General features: G+C 54.9%; 2 protein-coding genes. Both read right to left on the reverse strand.

Translation table 11 applies throughout. The features are described 5' to 3' along the window. Positions 1-36: 36 nt before the first annotated feature. The gene (locus tag ACP5D4_RS21650) at positions 37-606 is read right to left on the reverse strand and encodes a biotin transporter BioY (protein ID WP_428013675.1); all 570 of its coding nucleotides are present in this window, start codon (positions 604-606) and stop codon (positions 37-39) included. Between the two features lie 152 nt (positions 607-758). Next, positions 759-980 (reverse strand): photosystem II assembly protein Psb35, encoded by a 222-nt coding sequence (psb35, locus tag ACP5D4_RS21655; protein ID WP_428013676.1) that lies wholly within the window; start codon positions 978-980, stop codon positions 759-761. Between the last annotated feature and the right edge of the window lie 60 nt (positions 981-1040).

Consider the following 1040-nt stretch of genomic DNA (forward strand, 5'->3'; position numbering starts at 1 on the left):
GCCGGGGGTGCTGACTTTTCAGTAAAACGTAAAACGTTAATAAAATAGCAACAGTCGAAACAGGTACGACAACACTGTAACCGCACAGGCGATCGCAAACTGTCCCGGTAGCGGTTGCCAAGAATACAAGTTCGCCGACGCCCACCAATCGGAAACCGACGGTTGCAACAGGGCCGCATACAGCAACCCCACCCCATGCACCGTTGCCAACCCCGCCAAACAACTGATTCCCAAAAACTCCACGCGACAGGGCTTCCGAAACGCCAACCAACCGCACAGCCAAGCCCCCGGAATAAATCCCAAGAGATAACCAAAGGACGGTTCGGACAGATACCCCAATCCGCCCCCTTGGGCGAAAACGGGAAACCAAGGGGTCAAACCGAGGGTGACGTAGGCGATTTGCGACAGCGCCCCAGCATTGGGACCGCCGAGACAGCCGACGAGTAACACGGCACCGATTTGATACGTCACCCCGAGGGAAACGGTTTGGGTCGTTTCTGGGGTCAAACTTGCCAGGGGGTTGGCGACGGACGCCTCCACCATCGTGCCGAGAATGGTGAGGAACAACCCGATAAACGCCCAAAGCAATTCAATGGGTTTGCTCAAGAGTCGCGCACTCGAAACCTGTTTGAAATGGCGAATTGGAAATGGCGAATTGGAAATGGCGAACCGCTCGATATTGTAACAGTGGATAGGGGTCTCGAACGGTTCGGGTGGGAAAACGTCTTTCTTGAAGCTGACGGTTTCGCTTGGGGGAATTAAGCGTCTTGGTCGCCCTCTTCAGAGGCTTCGGTGTTGATTTTCGGGACGATGTTCGGCCGTTCTGCCCCTTCCCATCCAGCGGGGCGTTTGGAGTTATACCAGGCGATCGATCCGCCCACCACCGCCGCGATGAATCCGGCGACATACACTAATGTAAATGCCAAGGGAAAGCCCGACTCGGATTTTACAGCCGCTTCCATCAATAGGTTTTCTAACATAAATTCCTCGAAGTGACCGATCGGTTCGCGTTGATGGTGACATCCTCCCGACGCTGACCC

It is taken from the genome of Baaleninema sp. (assembly GCF_049974805.1).
Lineage (GTDB): Bacteria > Cyanobacteriota > Cyanobacteriia > Cyanobacteriales > Geitlerinemataceae > Baaleninema.

Excerpts from the sequence above, each read along its gene's own strand:
- psb35 (WP_428013676.1), bottom strand. The coding sequence starts at position 980 with ATGTTAGAAAACCTATTGATGGAAGCGGCTGTAAAATCCGAGTCGGGC.